Source organism: Nocardia sp. NPDC050413 (genome assembly GCF_040655475.1).
Lineage (GTDB): Bacteria > Actinomycetota > Actinomycetes > Mycobacteriales > Mycobacteriaceae > Nocardia > Nocardia coubleae.
The window spans coordinates 278,061-293,191 of sequence record NZ_JBFAJZ010000002.1 but is presented as its reverse complement, the minus strand read 5'-3'; the positions used below and the strand labels follow the sequence as shown (position 1 = coordinate 293,191).

The 15,131-nt window shown below is 69.6% G+C and carries 17 protein-coding genes; 8 read left to right on the top strand and 9 right to left on the bottom strand.

The features are described 5' to 3' along the window. Positions 1 to 24 precede the first annotated feature (24 nt). Positions 25 to 690: an SIMPL domain-containing protein gene (locus AB0I19_RS07355; RefSeq protein ID WP_357145691.1), complete on the top strand. Its 666-nt coding sequence runs from the start codon at positions 25 to 27 to the stop codon at positions 688 to 690. A gap of 37 nt (positions 691 to 727) precedes the next feature. Here AB0I19_RS07355 and AB0I19_RS07350 read toward each other — a convergent pair whose 3' ends face one another. Together AB0I19_RS07350 and AB0I19_RS07345 are read right to left on the bottom strand one after the other, a co-directional pair. Next, positions 728 to 2,080 carry a TRAM domain-containing protein gene (locus AB0I19_RS07350; RefSeq protein ID WP_357146681.1) on the bottom strand — a complete coding sequence of 451 codons (1,353 nt, stop codon included), beginning with the start codon at positions 2,078 to 2,080 and terminating at the stop codon, positions 728 to 730. 34 nt (positions 2,081 to 2,114) lie between these two features. Then, complete coding sequence (locus tag AB0I19_RS07345; RefSeq protein WP_357145688.1) at positions 2,115 to 4,112, bottom strand: APC family permease; 1,998 nt, start codon at positions 4,110 to 4,112, stop codon at positions 2,115 to 2,117. A 173-nt stretch (positions 4,113 to 4,285) separates the two neighbouring features. On the opposite strand from AB0I19_RS07345, the gene AB0I19_RS07340 reads away from it, so the two are divergent. Further along, positions 4,286 to 4,951: a TrkA family potassium uptake protein gene (locus AB0I19_RS07340; RefSeq protein WP_067492859.1), complete on the top strand. Its 666-nt coding sequence runs from the start codon at positions 4,286 to 4,288 to the stop codon at positions 4,949 to 4,951. A 2-nt stretch (positions 4,952 to 4,953) separates the two neighbouring features. Beyond that, positions 4,954 to 5,625 carry a TrkA family potassium uptake protein gene (locus tag AB0I19_RS07335; protein ID WP_067492857.1) on the top strand — a complete coding sequence of 224 codons (672 nt, stop codon included), beginning with the start codon at positions 4,954 to 4,956 and terminating at the stop codon, positions 5,623 to 5,625. A 7-nt stretch (positions 5,626 to 5,632) separates the two neighbouring features. Here AB0I19_RS07335 and AB0I19_RS07330 read toward each other — a convergent pair whose 3' ends face one another. From AB0I19_RS07330 to AB0I19_RS07320, 3 genes are all read right to left on the bottom strand, one after another. Next, positions 5,633 to 6,250: a sigma-70 family RNA polymerase sigma factor gene (locus tag AB0I19_RS07330; RefSeq protein ID WP_357146679.1), complete on the bottom strand. Its 618-nt coding sequence runs from the start codon at positions 6,248 to 6,250 to the stop codon at positions 5,633 to 5,635. A gap of 128 nt (positions 6,251 to 6,378) precedes the next feature. Continuing rightward, complete coding sequence (locus AB0I19_RS07325; protein ID WP_357145685.1) at positions 6,379 to 7,116, bottom strand: DUF3159 domain-containing protein; 738 nt, start codon at positions 7,114 to 7,116, stop codon at positions 6,379 to 6,381. 3 nt (positions 7,117 to 7,119) lie between these two features. Then, complete coding sequence (locus AB0I19_RS07320; RefSeq protein ID WP_067492853.1) at positions 7,120 to 7,527, bottom strand: OB-fold nucleic acid binding domain-containing protein; 408 nt, start codon at positions 7,525 to 7,527, stop codon at positions 7,120 to 7,122. Positions 7,528 to 7,600: 73 nt separating this feature from the next. Here AB0I19_RS07320 and AB0I19_RS07315 point away from each other — a divergent pair, with 73 nt between their 5' ends. Beyond that, positions 7,601 to 8,329, top strand: coding sequence for an alpha/beta hydrolase (locus AB0I19_RS07315; RefSeq protein ID WP_357145683.1), 729 nt, complete (start codon positions 7,601 to 7,603; stop codon positions 8,327 to 8,329). On the opposite strand, the gene AB0I19_RS07310 is transcribed toward AB0I19_RS07315, so the two are convergent. Beyond that, complete coding sequence (locus tag AB0I19_RS07310) at positions 8,326 to 9,231, bottom strand: DUF3710 domain-containing protein (protein ID WP_357145680.1); 906 nt, start codon at positions 9,229 to 9,231, stop codon at positions 8,326 to 8,328. The genes AB0I19_RS07315 and AB0I19_RS07310 overlap by 4 nt on opposite strands. Continuing rightward, the gene (gene dut, locus AB0I19_RS07305; RefSeq protein WP_357145677.1) at positions 9,231 to 9,701 is read right to left on the bottom strand and encodes a dUTP diphosphatase; all 471 of its coding nucleotides are present in this window, start codon (positions 9,699 to 9,701) and stop codon (positions 9,231 to 9,233) included. Before dut ends, AB0I19_RS07310 begins: the two co-directional genes overlap by 1 nt. 165 nt (positions 9,702 to 9,866) lie before the next feature. On the opposite strand from dut, the gene AB0I19_RS07300 reads away from it, so the two are divergent. After that, entirely contained in the window at positions 9,867 to 10,310 is a 444-nt protein-coding gene (locus tag AB0I19_RS07300) for a DUF3093 domain-containing protein (RefSeq protein ID WP_067636670.1), read from the top strand. A 25-nt stretch (positions 10,311 to 10,335) separates the two neighbouring features. Here AB0I19_RS07300 and AB0I19_RS07295 read toward each other — a convergent pair whose 3' ends face one another. After that, positions 10,336 to 10,638 (bottom strand): DUF4193 domain-containing protein, encoded by a 303-nt coding sequence (locus AB0I19_RS07295; RefSeq protein WP_067492847.1) that lies wholly within the window; start codon positions 10,636 to 10,638, stop codon positions 10,336 to 10,338. Positions 10,639 to 11,012: 374 nt separating this feature from the next. Between AB0I19_RS07295 and cei the strand changes: the two genes are divergently transcribed. Continuing rightward, positions 11,013 to 11,696: an envelope integrity protein Cei gene (gene cei, locus AB0I19_RS07290; RefSeq protein WP_067492845.1), complete on the top strand. Its 684-nt coding sequence runs from the start codon at positions 11,013 to 11,015 to the stop codon at positions 11,694 to 11,696. 33 nt (positions 11,697 to 11,729) lie between these two features. Here cei and AB0I19_RS07285 read toward each other — a convergent pair whose 3' ends face one another. After that, positions 11,730 to 12,620 carry an inositol monophosphatase family protein gene (locus tag AB0I19_RS07285; protein WP_357145674.1) on the bottom strand — a complete coding sequence of 297 codons (891 nt, stop codon included), beginning with the start codon at positions 12,618 to 12,620 and terminating at the stop codon, positions 11,730 to 11,732. Between the two features lie 91 nt (positions 12,621 to 12,711). Between AB0I19_RS07285 and ppgK the strand changes: the two genes are divergently transcribed. Then, complete coding sequence (gene ppgK / locus AB0I19_RS07280) at positions 12,712 to 13,470, top strand: polyphosphate--glucose phosphotransferase (protein ID WP_357145672.1); 759 nt, start codon at positions 12,712 to 12,714, stop codon at positions 13,468 to 13,470. A gap of 169 nt (positions 13,471 to 13,639) precedes the next feature. Beyond that, positions 13,640 to 15,085 (top strand): RNA polymerase sigma factor, encoded by a 1,446-nt coding sequence (locus AB0I19_RS07275; RefSeq protein WP_357145669.1) that lies wholly within the window; start codon positions 13,640 to 13,642, stop codon positions 15,083 to 15,085. Positions 15,086 to 15,131: the final 46 nt, after the last annotated feature.

The window sequence follows — 15,131 nt, the reverse complement described above, 5'->3', positions numbered from 1 at the left end:
AGCCCTCGACCGACAGGAGCAGCGGTGAGCGAACGATCCCCTCAGCCGAGCACCACCACCTTCGGACGCGGCACGGTGCGCGCGATCCCCGACCTCATCCGCGTCACCCTGACGGTGGAATCGCGCGCCGCCACGGTGGCGGGCGCCTACGACCGGGCGGGTCAGCGGGTGAACGCCGTGGTCGCGGCGTTGCGCACGGCCGGGGTGCGCGACAGCGACCTGGCGACCAGCGGTCTCAGTGTGCGCACCGAGACCGTCTACACCGACAACGGGCGCAACGAGATCGTCGGCTACCTCGCGTCCACGGGACTCAGCATCGCGCTGCGCGAGGGCAGCGGCACCGAACCCGCCGAGACCGTGGCCGCCGCGGTGAACGCGGGCGGCGACGACGTGCGCCTCGGCGGACTCACCCGCGGCATCGCCGACCCCGCCCCACTGCTGGTCCAGGCCCGCGACGCCGCCTACGACGACGCGCTCGCCAAGGCCGAGCAGTACGCGGCGCGCGCGGGTGTGCGCCTGGGTGCGGTGCTACAGATCACCGAGGACACCTCACCCACGCCCCGCGCCTACGACGTGAGCGCCGAGATGGATTCACCGATCATGTTCGCGCGCAGCAGTTCCCCGGTGCCGGTCGTCCCCGGCGAGACCGAGGTCGGCGCGAATGTGCGGGTGACCTGGGCGCTGGAATAGCCGCGGTGGAACCCGGGTCGGTGCGATCGCCGGGTTCTCAGCGGTCGAGCAGCGCGACGCATTCCACGTGGTGGGTGACCGGGAAGGCATCGAAGGCACGCAACTCGGCCAGGTGGTAGCCCGCGTCGAGGTACAAACCGAGGTCGCGCGCGAAAGAGGCCGGGTCGCAACCGATGTGGATGATCCGGCGTGGGTCGGCGTCGGTGACGGCGGCCACGACCTCCTTGCCCGCGCCCGCACGAGGCGGGTCGAGGACGACCACATCGGGGGTGGTCGTGGCCTCGCGAGCCCAGCGTTCGACCCGGCCCGCGTGCAATTGCACCCACGGCAGGTCGCGCAGCGCGGCCGTCCCGTCGGCGACGGCGGACCGAGCCGATTCCACGGCCGACACCGCACCCGTCTGCCCGGTCTGCTCCCCCAGCCGCGCGGCGAAGACACCGACACCGCTGTAGAGATCCCAGCCCGAACCGCCAGGTTCCAGCCCCGACCATTCGGCGACGAGATCCGAATAGCGTTGCGCCGCACCGTGATGCGCCTGCCAGAAACCGGTGGCCGACAGCTCCCAGCGACGGCCCGCGACATACTCGACGGCCCGGCCGCTGCCCGCCATCACCCATTCCTCGCGCGGCGCGTTGGTCGCCGACTTGCGGGCGGCGGCCCGGTCGCGCACCGCACCGCGTTCGTCGGCGGCGGGGCGACCCGATTCGCGGTGCCGCGCGGGTCGCTGCCCACGCCCCCGGGTGCCGCCTCGCGGGGTGGCGGGCCGGGTGCCCGCCCGGTCCGCCTCGGCGGCAGGCGCCAGTTCGACGATATGACGGACGCCGTCACCGTCCACGGCGACCACCAGATCGGCACCCGGCGTCCAGGACCGCTCGGCCACACCGTCGAGTGCGCCCGCCACCGGCTGCGGGCAGCGCAGATCCGGGATCACCTCGGTGCTGCGGTACCGGTGCACGCCCGCGCGACCGGCCGCGTCGACCACCAGGCGCACCCGGGTGCGCCAGCCGCCGACGACCTCGTCACCGATCGTTTCGACCTCGACCTCACGCTCCACCCCGGCCAGCCTGCGCAACTGCTCGGCCACCACGGTCGCCTTGAGCGCGCGTTGCGCGGCGGGGGTGGCGAAGGAGAAATCGCAGCACCCGGCCCCGCCCGGCCCCGAGACCGGACAGGTCGCGGGCACCCGGTCCGCGGAGGCCTCGATGATCTCCACCGCGTCGGCACGGCAGAACGAACCACCACGATCCTCGGTGACCCGGGCGCGCACCAGCTCACCGGGCAGTCCGTGCCGCACGAAGACCACCCGGCCCTCGTGACGGCCCACGCAGAACCCGCCGTGCCCGGGCGCACCGAGACGCACCTCGAATTCCTGTCCGCGCCAATCACTCACAGCCACACCCACTTCCGTTGTCGGCCGGGCACGCTCACTCGCGCCGCTCCGGCCGGTCGAACCCGCGACGCACCGAGCCCGGTGCGTTCACCTCGGCCGCCTGTTTGGCCCGCGTCGAAGACGACAACTGCCACGGCACACTGGTCACCATCACACCCGGTTCGAACAGCAACCGGCCCTTCAACCGCAACGCCGACTGGTTGTGCAGCACCTGCTCCCACCAGTGACCGACCACGTACTCGGGGATGAACACGGTGACCACGTCGCGCGGCGCGTCCTTGCGGACCCGCTTCACATACTCGAGCACCGGTTTGGTGACCTCGCGATACGGCGACTCGACCACCTTGAGCGGCACGTTGATCTCGCTGTTCTCCCATTCGCGCACGAGCTTGCGGGTGTCGGCGTCGTCGACGTTCACCGTCACCGCCTCGAGCGTGTCGGGGCGCGTGGCCCGCGCGTAGGCCAGTGCCCGGCGCGTCGGCAGATGCAGTTTCGACACCAGCACGATGGAGTGGGTGCGGCTGGGCAGCACCCCGTCCCAATCGGATTCGTCGAGTTCGCGGGCCACCGAGTCGTAGTGTTTGTGGATCAGCTTCATCACGATGAAGATCGCGACCATCGTGATGATGGCGATGTAGGCGCCCGCGAAGAACTTGGTGATGAGCACGATCACCAGCACGGTCCCGGTGAGGGTGAGGCCGATGGCGTTGATGACGCGCGAGCGCTTCATCCGCGACCGCTCCTGCGGGTCGGTCTCCTTGCGCAGCAGGCGGGTCCAGTGCCGCAGCATGCCGGTCTGGCTGAGCACGAAGGACACGAACACACCGACGATGTAGAGCTGGATCAGCTTGGTGACCTCGGCGTCGAACAACACCACGAACGCGATGGCGGCACCGGAGAGGAACAGGATGCCGTTGGAGAACGCCAGCCGGTCGCCCCGGGTGTGCAGCTGACGCGGCAGGTAGCGGTCCTGGGCGAGGATCGAACCGAGCACCGGGAAACCGTTGAACGCGGTGTTGGCGGCCAGCACCAGGATCAGGGCGGTGACGATGGTGATGAAGAAGAAGCCGATGGGGAAGCCGTGGAAGACGGTCTCGGCGATCTGGGCGATCAGCGTCTTCTGGTGATAATCGGCGGGCGCGCCGACCAGGTTCGAGGTGTCGTGCGCGTAGACGACCCCGATCTTCTGCGCCAGGATGATGATGCCCATCAGCAGCACGACGGCGATGGTGCCCAGCATCAGCAGGGTCGTCGCGGCATTGCGCGACTTGGGTTTACGGAAGGCGGGCACGCCGTTGCTGATCGCCTCGACACCGGTCAGCGCCGCGCAGCCGGAGGAGAACGCGCGCGCGATCAGGAAGGCGAAGGCCAGGCCGTAGAGGTGTTCGTCCTCGGCCTGGAGCCCGAATCCGGCAGAGACGGCCTGGATGTCGTCACCGAGCACGTAGGTCCGGAACAGGCCCCAGCCGAGCATCACGACCATGCCGAAGATGAAGGCGTAGGTGGGAATCGCGAAGGCCGTGCCCGATTCGCGCACACCACGCAGGTTGATGGCCGTGAGCACCGCGATCGCGACGACCGCGAACAGCACCTTGTGTGTGTTGACGAACGGGATGGCCGAGCCGATGTTCGAGGCGGCCGACGAGATCGACACCGCCACCGTGAGCACGTAGTCGACGAGCAGGGCGCTACCGACCGTGAGCCCGGCGGTCGGGCCGAGATTCACCGTGGCGACCTCGTAGTCGCCACCGCCGGACGGGTAGGCGCGCACGTTCTGCCGGTAACTGGCGACGACCACCGCCATCACCACCGCCACGGCGAGACCGACCCACGGTGCGTACATGTACGCGGAGATGCCCGCCGCCGCCAGCACCAGGAAGATCTCCTCCGGCGCGTAGGCGACCGAGGACATCGCGTCGGAGGCGAACACCGGAAGCGCGATCCGTTTGGGCAACAAGGTATGGCCGAGCGAGTCACTGCGGAAGGGCCTGCCCAGCAGCACGCGTTTGGCCGCCGTCGTCAACTTGGACACCGGGCTGAGCATAGACGGGATCATCGATGTGTTCGCGCTCACGTGACCTGGCCGCCGACCGGGATGTCGAGGTTGTTTGCACCGCCTCGCCAGGGGGAAACTGGGCGGGGGAAGCTCCGGCGGGTACGGTCCAAGCCGGACGCCACGGGTTCGGCAAGGAACGAGGGTGCACGGTGTACGTAGTGATCATGGGGTGTGGGCGCGTCGGGTCGTCGCTGGCCCGCGCCTTGACCCGGGTGGGTCACGAGGTCACGGTGATCGACCGTGATCCCAGCGCCTTCCGCAGGCTCGGTGAGGGCTTCACCGGGCAGGAAGTGATCGGCGTCGGCTTCGACCGTGATGTGCTGACCCGCGCGGGAATCGAACGTGCCGACGCCTTCGCCGCCGTGTCCTCGGGCGACAACTCCAACATCATCTCCGCGCGCGTGGCCAGGGAGATGTTCGGCGTGGAACGCGTCGTCGCCCGGATCTACGACGCCAAACGCGCCGAGGTCTACGAACGGCTCGGCATCCCGACCATCGCCACCGTGCCGTGGACGACCGACCGTTTCCTGCGCACGCTGATCGGTGACAACTCCACGACCACCTGGCGCGAACCCACCGGCGCGGTGGCCGTCACCCAGCTCACGCTGCACGAGGACTGGTTCGGTCGCACCGTGCGCGACCTCGAACGCGACCTCGGCGTGCGGGTGGCGTTCATCCTGCGCTTCGGCCGGGGCCTGCTGCCCGAATCCAAGACGGTGGTCCAGGCCGACGACGTGGTGTACGTCGCGGCGACCTCCGGCAGTGTCGGTGAGGTGGTCGCGCTGGCGGCCAAGGCCCCCGTGAGCGAGGACTGAACATGAAGGTGGCCATTGCCGGGGCGGGCGCCGTCGGGCGCTCGATCGCCAGGGAACTGCTGCGCGGCGGGCATCGGGTGATGCTGCTGGAACGTCAGCTCGACCACATCGACCCGCCCGCCATCCCCGACGCGGTCTGGGTGCACGCCGACGCCTGCGAGCTGTCGCTGCTCGAGAACGCCGGGCTGGAAACCTACGAGGTGGTGATCGCGGCCACCGGCGACGACAAGACCAACCTGGTCCACAGTCTGCTCGCCAAGACCGAGTTCGGGGTGCGCCGGGTGGTGGCGCGGGTGAACGATCCGCGCAACGAATGGCTCTTCGACGAATCGTGGGGTGTCGATGTGGCGGTGTCGACACCGCGCCTGCTCGCCTCGCTGGTCGAGGAGGCGGTGTCGGTGGGTGATCTGGTTCGGCTCATGACATTGCGTCAGGGCCAAGCCAACCTGGTCGAGATCACCCTGCCCGCCGACACCCAGCTGGCCGGTAAGCCGGTGCGCAGCCTGGTCCTGCCGCGCGACACCGCTCTGGTGACGATCCTGCGGGGCGGCCGGGTGATCGTGCCCCAGGCCGACGACCCCTTCGAAGGCGACGACGAGCTGCTGTTCGTCACCTCGGTGGAGGCCGAGGAGGACCTGCGGCTCACCCTGGCCGGGCACGGCATCCGGCCCTGAGCCGCCCTCAGGCGGCGGCGAGCTGGGCGCGCAGCTTGTTGAGCGCGCGGTGCTGCATCACCCGGACCACGCCGGGGCTGGTGCCGATGGCCTCGGCGGTCTGCGCGGCGCTCCAGCCGAGCACGATCCGCATCATCAGCACCTCACGGTGATTCGGAGCCAGCACCTGCATCAGTTCGCGGGTCGCGGCACGCCGTTCGAAGGCGAGCGCCCACTCCTCCGGACCCGCTTCGGCGCTGGCGGTGTCGGGCATCTCGGCCATCGGATACGCGGTGTGCTTGCCCCGGCGGAAGGCGTCGGACACCTTGTTGGCGGCGATGCCGTACACGAAGGCCAGGAAGGACTTGCCCTGGTCGCGGTAGCGCGGGATCGCGGCGACGGTGGCGATCAGGACTTCCTGGGTGACATCGTCGGCGGTGACCGTGAGGTGGCCGGTGGCACCCATCCGCGCCGAGCAGTAGCGGCGCACGAGGGGGTGGACCAGACGCAGGATCTCGGCGATCGCGTCGCGGTCGTTGCGGGCGGCGGGACCGATCAGGGCGTCGAGTTCGGCGCCGATGCGCCTGCTCTCCGACTGGGCTGAGCCGGGCTTGGAAGCTGCGCTTGCACGGTGCTCGGTTGCCATCATGGTCGCCGGTCCTCTCACGATCACTGCGTAATTCGGTATGCATTGATCGTGCGACGAACAGGCGGCGGCAACCAGGTACCCCAGGGTGGGTAGTTCCCCACCTCCGGCGGTACCCCTGCCCACCCTCAGGCGGAAGCGGAATCCCTTCCGACAGCGGACTTGTCGGCGGGCAGGTGGCCCGCGCGACGCACCGCCCACACGGTGACCACCAGGGCGACAGCGGTCAGCGGCCAGCCCATCGCGATACGGGCGATGGCGAGCCAGGTGGTGTGGTCGGTGTCGTAGAGCTGGGACTGCACCAGGTAGCGGGCGCCGAAGACGACGACCCACACGACGGTGGCCAGGTCGTAGAGCTTGCGCACCCGTGGATCGCTGCGCCATGCGGTGCCGTGGCCGTTGAGCGCGCCCCAGATCACCCCGACCAGCGGCCACCGGAACAGGATCGACAGGGCGAACACGCCCGCGTACACGAGGCTGGTGTAGATGCCGAACAGGAAGAAGCCCTTGGCCTCTCCCACCCGGTGGGCGATGAACGCGCACAGCCCGACGCCGAGGAAGCCGGAGATGGCCGGCTGGACGGGGCTGCGTTGCACGAGCCGCCAGATCAGCACGCCCGCGGCCACGCCGAGGGCGGCCCAGATGGCGGCGGTGAGCCCGGCGAAGGTGTTCACCGGAACGAACACGAGCACGGGCAGGGTGGAGTAGATCAGGCCGCTGATGCCGCCGAGCTGCTCGAGCAGGGTCTGCTCGACCTCGGCCGTCTCCTTGTCGACGTCGGGGTCGACGGGGTGGTCGGTGACCACCGGCAGGGCGACCGTGGCTTCAGGGTCCGCGATGGGGCGGTACTCGTCGCTGGAGGGCATACGTCAGCTGTTCCCGCGCAATTCGTAGTAGGGGTTGAAGATCACTTTGCGGCCGTCGCGGTCGCCGACGCGGCCGCGCACCAGGATGCGCCTGCCCGGTTCGATGCCGGGGATGCGCCTGCGCCCGATCCACACCAGGGTGATGGCGTCGGTGCCGTCGAAGAACTCGGCCTGCACCGTGGCACCGGCCGCCTTCGGACAGGCCTCCACGCTGCGCAGCCTGCCGACGATGGTGGCTTCCTCGCCGCGGCAACAGTCCTTGGCTCGCCGGGCGCCCGAGGCGTCGGCGGTCTCGGCCAGTTCCTCGGCGTCGAGCTGATCGATATCGGCCGTCAGGCGGCGTCCGAGTCGACGAAAATATCCCGAGTCCGGGCCCGATCCCGACTTGTGTGAGCCCGTGGATGACGACATGGCACGCTTCTCCCGCTAGTTGGCCTTCAACGCCACTGTAGATGGGCAAACGCCGGGCCGCTACGCTCGGTCCGTGTTGCGCACCCCACCCCAGGTCACCGTGGTCGCCCTGCCCGGAACCGGCTCCGACGCCGATTTCGCAGCCCGTGCATTCGGACCGGCCGCGGCCGCTCACGGCCTGGAATTCCTTGCCGTCGAACCCGACCCGAAGGCCGTGATCGCGAGCTGTACCGCGGCTTTGCACACCGCCGCCGCGCGCGGACCGGTCCTGGCGGCCGGGATCTCGCTGGGTGCCGCGATCGCCTTACGGTGGGCCACCGGACATCGCGACGCGGTTGTCGGTGTCATCACAGCATTACCCGCCTGGACGGGCCCGGAAACCACCACGTGCCCCGCGGCTCTGAGCGCCTCGGCAACCGCCGGGCAACTTCGCGCCGACGGTCTCGACGCCGTGATCGCCCGTATGCGCGCCTCGAGCCCGGCCTGGCTGGCCGAGGCTCTCACCCAGTCCTGGCGCGGCCAGTGGCCCGACCTGCCGCAGGCTTTGGACGAGGCGGCCGCCTACTCCTGGCCGACCGTCGAGGAACTGGCCGCCTGCCCCGTCCCGGTCGCGGTGATCGGCGCGGGCGACGACCCGGTGCATCCGATCGCCGTCGCCGAAGAATGGGCCGCGACGCTGCCGACGGCCGGATTGCGCCGGATCACCCTCGACGAACTCGGCGCGAACCCGGCGGTCCTCGGACACACCGGGTTCACCGAACTCGACCGCCTCTCGACCGAAAAGGTCTCGGCCGCAACCTAGTTCAGGCCGAGTTGCTGCATCGCCGAACCGTCGGCGCCGCGCCGCGGTTCGTCGGGCAGCTTCGGCGGTACCGCCGAGGGCGGGGTCTGCGCGGCGGCGGCCTGCGCGGCCATGGCCTGCTGCTGGGCGAGCACCTGCTGCTGATGGGCGGCGGCGAGCTGTTCGGCCAGCTCCTGGGGCAGCACCACGGGCAGCGGGTCACGCACCGGCAGCGGCTCGGAGCCGCGCCGCACCACCGCGTCGGCCAGGACGGCCCGCGCGGCGGTGATGAGCGGACTGCGATCGTCGACCGCGCCCGAGGGTCCCGCCGCGACCAGCCGGATCATCCAGCGCGGCCCGTCGACACCGATGAAGCGCAGATCGGCGCCCTCGGTGACCGCCTTCACCTCACGACCCCACGGGCCCTTCTCGATGGCGACGCTCGCACCGTCACCGCGCAGCGACTCGGCCAGATCGGCCGCGACGAGCCGCCACTGCCCGGCCGACTTCGGCGCGGCGTACGCGGCAACGGTGAGCCTGCCGTGCTGGGTGGCCAGGTGCACCGCCTGCGGGGTGCCGTCGGGGCTCATCTCCACCTGCAGCTGCCCACCCTCGGGCACCGGGATGACCACCGACCCCAGATCGAGCCTGCGCGCGATCATGTCGTCGGTCACTTCGGTGATGTCGTACGGGCCGGCGGCGGCGTCGGGGGCGTGGTCGAAGTTGCCGTAGATGCGCTCGTCGGTGGGGGCGTCGTCGAAATCGAGGTGGGCGAAGTCGGGGCGGCGGAACTCGTCGGTGTCGTAGTCGTCGGTATCGGCGAAATCGTCGTACTCGTCCGCGGCGTAGTCGTCGCCGTACTCGTCGTCGTAGACCGCGTCGTCCTCGCGCGGTGCGCGCTTCTTCTTACCGAACAGACCCATTACGCCTCCTTGCCGGTCAGGCTCGCGTGCCCGCCGCTCGACCCGTAACCACCCGCGCCACGCACGGTTTCGTCCAGGTCGTCGACCTCGGCGAACTCGACCAGCTCCACCCGCTGCACGAGCAGCTGGGCGATGCGGTCGCCGCGGCGCAGCTCGACGGCGGTGCGCGGGTCGTGATTGATCAGGCACACTTTGATCTCGCCCCGATAGCCCGCATCGATCGTGCCCGGCGTGTTCACCACCGACAGGCCCGCCTTCGCGGCCAGACCCGAGCGGGGGTGGATCAGGCCGACCGTGCCGACCGGCAGCGCGAGCGCGATCCCGGTGCCGACAAGCACCCGCTCACCCGGTTCGATGATCACATCCTCGGTGGTACAGAGGTCGACGCCCGCGTCACCCGGATGGGCACGCTTCGGCACAGGGATGCCGGGATCGAGCCGCCGCAGCGGAATCGGTGCAAGTGCGTTCACATCGGTCGAGACTACGCGCTCGGAGCCGGACCAGCGCGTCACGACCCTGCCACGATCGCCTAGTCTTGAACCGTGCCCGACCAGTCCCATTCTCCGACCACCGACGCCGCAGACACCGACGCTCGCGCGGCCGCCGCGCCCACCGCGTCGCCCTACCGGGAGCGCCTGTGGGTGCCACTGTGGTGGTGGCCGGTGGGCTTCGCGATCGCCGGGCTGATCGCCGCCGAGTTCCACATGGGCGCGCCCGGGCTGCGGGCCTGGTTGCCGTATGTGCTGATGGCACCGGTGCCCGTGTGGATTCTGTTGTGGATGAGCCGTCACCGGCTGGAAGTGGCCGTCACCCCCGAGGGAACGGCGGAATTGCGCGTCGACCGCGCCCACCTGCCGGTGAGCTTCGTCGCGCGGGCCGCGGCCGTCGCACCGACGGCCAAGAGTGCGGCGCTGGGTCGTCAGCTCGACCCCGCCGCCTATGTCCAGCACCGGCCCTGGATCGGGCCGATGGCATTGCTCGTCCTCGACGACCCGGACGACCCGACGCCGTACTGGTTGATCAGCACGCGCAGGCCCGACCGGGTCTTGGCCGCGCTCGGACTCCCGAGCGCGGGCTGACCCGTCTACCTCGCCGTGGAACGCGTCAGAGGGCGCAGTCCATGCAGATCATCTCGCCGCCCTTCTCGCTGGCCAGCCTGCTTCGGTGGTGCACCAGGAAACAGCTCGAGCAGGTGAACTCGTCCGCCTGCTTCGGGACCACCCGAACGCTGAGCACCTCGTCGGACAGGTCCGCGCCGGGAAGCTCGAACGATTCCGCAGTGTCGGTCTCGTCGATGTCCACGACGGCGGACTGCGCCTCGTTGCGGCGGGCCTTCAGCTCCTCGAGCGAATCCTCCGACACTTCGTCGGATTCGGTGCGCCGCGGTGCGTCATAGTCGGTTGCCATGTCGTCTTCCCCTCAGTCCTTACTCCGTAAATACCGGATCAGTTCGATTGCCAAGTCCCCGCAGGGAGACGGCGTTCGACCGCCCCGCCGGTGGTGCACCTCACACGTACACCGCTCGACTATCAGGTGGATCGTTGCTCGATCTACTCCGACAGCGTTCGGTTAACGCAGGACATGCCCTTGTTGTTCCCGCGACCGACCACCGTTTCACGGGTGATTATTCGATCTGGGCGGGCAGACAATAGCGGACCTACCGACAAATGTCGCAATCAAAACCCCGCCGCGACGAAACCGACGACGAATCTTCACCTGCCGGGAAACTCGCCGAGACCTCCCGCACTCGCGCATCGGCGGCGGACTCGTAGAGTGAGCGCGTGGTTTCACTGATCACCGAAGGCAGCGCGACCGATCGCGACGGCAAACCCTTTCCGCGACGGCGCCCCGAGCTGTGGCTCGCGATGGTCCTCGTGCTGGCTCTTGTGGCCCTGTTCGTGTGGGTGGCGGCGTTCCGCACCCGCGAGGACAACAACGAGCCGATGGCGTGCAACGCGCCGAGCACACCGACCGCGACCAACGCGCCCAAGCCCGCACCGCTCGGCACCCGAGTCGGGCCATCGCGCCTGGACGAGGTGGACCCGGCGGCGCTGTCGGAGTCCAAGGTGCGGGTGTTCAACGCCAACGGCAAGAGCGGACAGGCGGGCAACATCGCCTCCGCGCTCGGTGACCTCGGCTTCGCCAGCGCACCGGGGACACAGGTCGGTAACGATCCGGTCTATGTCAGCGGTGACCTCAACTGCACCGGCCAGATCCGCTACGGCGTGAACGGCAGGCCCGCCGCCGCCTCGGTGCAGCTGGTCGCGCCCTGTGCCGAACTGATCGAGGACCCGCGCACCGACGACTCGGTCGACCTGGTGCTCGGCCTGGCCTTCGGCGAGTCGCTCCGCCCGAGCGCCGACGCCGAAGCGGTCCTGCGCGCACTGAAGAACCTGGCCCCCGGCGCCAGCTCGTCCTCGATCGACCCCGACCTCCTCGACGCCGCCCGCACCGTCAAGTGCTGAGACATCGGCGGCTGGCGCCGCGGGTCAGGCTTCTCAGTCGGGTAGGGGTGTTGTCGCGCCGGTCTCGGTGAGGAGGGCGGCGAAGTCTTCGGCGATACCGGGGGCGGCGACAAAGGTCAGTTCGCCCGCGGCACCGCCGACGGTGACCGGCGGGACGTGCACCACCGCGCCCGCTTCGGCGGCGATGAGGGCGCCCGCCGCCCAGTCCCAGGCGTTGAGCCCGTGCTCGTAGTAGGCGTCGAGGTGGCCCGAGGCGACGTGACACAGGTCCATGGCCGCGGCGCCGAGGCGGCGGATGTCGCGGACCTGCGGCAGGATCTCGGTGAGCAGCCTCGCCTGGTCGGCGCGACGTCGGGTGCCGTAGGCGAAACCGGTGGCGACCAGTGCCACCGACAGCGAATCCTCTTGGGTACAGGACAGTTTCGTGCGGGTGCCGTCGGCGGTGACGGCGAACGCCCCGCCGCCGCGCACGGCGCTGTAGGTGGTCGCGGTCGCCACGTCGGCCACCGCGCCCGCCACCGGGGCGCCGTCGATCACCGCTGCCACCGAGACCGCGTACCCGGGCAGGCCGTAGAGGAAGTTGACGGTCCCGTCGATCGGGTCGACCACCCAGGTGACGGCGCCCGGCGCGGTGGCACCGACATCGCCGCCGCCCTCCTCGCCCAGGATCGCGTCGTCGGGGCGGCGCTGGGCGAGCAGGTCGCGGATCAGCTGTTCGGATTCGGTGTCGACCACGGTGACCGGGTCGGTGACGTGGCCCTTGGTCGCCACGGCACCGTCGACGGGTCCCCCGTCGGCGAACACCTCGGGTCGGCGGGCGCGCACGTGCGCGGCGGCGGTTTCGGCGAGCTCGACGGCGAGCTCGCGCAGTCGTTCGTCGGCGGCGGTCGTGGCGGGGGCAACGGAACTGTGTTGAGGCACCACGCCATCGGATCATATGCGGGAGCCCGAGCGAGCGGTGACTACCGCTACTCTTTGTCCGGCACATCGACCGCGTCAGGCAAGGGGTTCATCCATGTCCGCTCGGGGGCACGCATTCGGCATCGATATCGGGGGAAGTGGCGTGAAGGGGGCCGTGGTCGATCTCGACACCGGTCTGCTCACCCACGAGCGGCTCAAGATCGCCACCCCACGACCCGCCACGCCCGAGGCGGTGGCGGCGGCGGTGGCCGAACTCGTCGCGCTGGCCGGCTGGGAGGGACCGGTGGGGATCACGCTGCCGTGCGTGGTGCTCGACGGACACGCCCGCACGGCCGCCAATATCGACCCCGCCTGGATCGGTACCGACGCGCGCGCCCTGTTCTCGGCCGCGCTCGGCGGGCGGACGGTGACGGTGCTCAACGATGCCGACGCGGCGGGCCTCGCCGAGGACAGCTACGGCACCGCCCGCGACCTCAACGGCCTCACCCTGCTGCTCACCTTCGGCACCGGGATCGGCTCGGCGCTGCTCTACAACGGCACCCTCGTGCCCAACTCCGAGCTCGGCCACCTCGTCGTCGAGGGGGTGGAGGCCGAGCACATGGCCGCCGCCTCGATCAAGGACCGCGACGGCCTCACCTACCCGGAGTGGGCGCAGCGGGTGAGCACGGCCCTGATCCACATCGAGAACCTCTTCTGGCCGAAGGTGATCGTGGCGGGCGGCGGCATCAGCCGCGATCACGAGCAGTGGATACCGTTGCTCACCAACCGAACTCCGGTGATTCCGGCCGTGTTGAAGAACACCGCGGGTATCGTCGGCGCGGCGATGGCTATCGCCGGGGGCATCGCGCCGTAACGCACGAGGACGACGCCGCAACGCCTGGAGGGCATCGTGGCACTGAGTACCCTGGTTGGATCGTTACAATGGAACACGTCCGGCGGTGAGCCGGTGAAACCTTCCGGCCACAGCCGGTCGCGAGCAAGCCGGTGAACGAACCGGTGAGCACCCGACCGACGCACCGCCGGTGCAACCCGACCGACCGCTCCGCCGGAAACCACTCTGGCGTGACGCCGCACGAGACCGTCACGAAAGGGCGTACGTGGTAGCCACGAATACCCGTCAGACCGCCGACTCGGCCGACGCCGATGCCGACGACGCCGTAACTCCCGCCAAGAAGGCTCCGGCGAAGAAGGCCGCTGCCAAGAAGGCCCCGGCGAAGAAGGCCGCTGCCAAGAAGGCCCCGGCGAAGAAGGCTGCCGCCAAGAAGGCCCCGGCGAAGAAAACCGCGGCCAAGAAGGCGACCGCGGCCGAGGGGGGCGAGGAGCAACTCGACGACGAGTCGATCGAACTCGACGATCTCGGTGATCTCGAGGTCGCCGAGGACGAACTCACCGACGGTGATGTCATCGTCGAGGAGGTCGCCGACGACACCGCCGATGCCGCCGACACCACCGAGCCGACCGAGAAGGACAAGGCCTCCGGCGATTTCGTCTGGGACGAGGAGGAATCCGAGGCGCTGCGTCAGGCGCGCAAGGATGCCGAACTCACCGCCTCCGCCGACTCGGTCCGCGCCTACCTCAAGCAGATCGGCAAGGTCGCGCTGCTCAACGCCGAGGAGGAGGTCGAACTCGCCAAGCGGATCGAGGCCGGCCTGTTCGCGGCGGAGAAGATGCGCGAGTTCGCCGAGGCGGGCGAGAAGCTGTCGGTGACCACCCGCCGCGATTTCAACTGGATCGTGCGCGACGGCAACCGGGCCAAGAACCACCTGCTCGAGGCCAACCTGCGTCTGGTGGTGTCGCTGGCCAAGCGCTACACCGGTCGCGGCATGGCGTTCCTGGACCTGATCCAGGAGGGCAACCTGGGTCTGATCCGCGCGGTCGAGAAGTTCGACTACACCAAGGGTTACAAGTTCTCGACGTACGCCACGTGGTGGATCCGTCAGGCCATCACCCGTGCCATGGCCGACCAGGCACGCACCATCCGTATTCCGGTGCACATGGTCGAGGTCATCAACAAGCTCGGGCGCATCCAGCGCGAGCTGCTCCAGGATCTGGGCCGTGAGCCCACCCCGGAGGAGCTGGCCAAGGAAATGGACATCACGCCGGAGAAGGTCCTCGAGATCCAGCAGTACGCGCGTGAACCCATCTCGCTCGACCAGACCATCGGCGACGAAGGCGACAGCCAGCTCGGCGATTTCATCGAGGACTCCGAGGCGGTCGTCGCGGTCGACGCGGTGAGCTTCACCCTGCTGCAGGATCAGCTGCAGTCGGTGCTCGAGACGCTGTCCGAGCGTGAGGCGGGCGTGGTGCGGTTGCGCTTCGGCCTCACCGACGGTCAGCCGCGCACCCTCGACGAGATCGGTCAGGTCTACGGCGTCACGCGTGAGCGCATCCGGCAGATCGAGTCCAAGACGATGAGCAAGCTGCGTCACCCGAGCCGTTCGCAGGTGCTGCGCGACTACCTCGACTAGGCATTCGCGAGACGAGGCCCGGACCTTATGACAAGGGGTCCGGGCC